This is a genomic window from Mesorhizobium sp. M5C.F.Ca.ET.164.01.1.1 (genome assembly GCF_004792125.1).
Classification (GTDB): domain Bacteria; phylum Pseudomonadota; class Alphaproteobacteria; order Rhizobiales; family Rhizobiaceae; genus Mesorhizobium; species Mesorhizobium wenxiniae.
The window spans coordinates 1-285 of the sequence record NZ_SRTG01000590.1 but is presented as its reverse complement, the minus strand read 5'-3'; the positions used below and the strand labels follow the sequence as shown (position 1 = coordinate 285).

The following is a 285-nucleotide window of genomic DNA, read 5'->3' as shown; positions in this document are numbered from 1 at the left end:
CCGCAAGAGCCATGATACCGGCGGCAAGCACAAGTCGACCGGCCATATCAGCCGCGCTGGCGACAGGGACCTGCGAAGGCTGCTCATTCTCGGCGCCAGTTCGTGGCTGCGTCAGGTCAGGGCCAAGCCCGACAGAGGATCGCCCTGGATTCGCGGCCTACTGGCCAGGCGACCGGTTAAGGTCGCGGTCGTGGCTCAAGCGGCCAAGACCGCCCGCGTCATCTGGGCAATGCTGCAATCGGGACAACAATACAGGGCACCATCTGCGGCTTAACCGCAATCGAG

1 protein-coding gene is annotated in these 285 nt (G+C 64.2%); it reads left to right on the top strand.

Going from position 1 to position 285, the window contains the following annotated elements:
- A partial coding sequence (locus EN807_RS34890) for a transposase (protein ID WP_135938113.1) occupies nucleotides 1-274 on the top strand: 274 nt, incomplete at its 5' end.
- Between the last annotated feature and the right edge of the window lie 11 nt (nucleotides 275-285).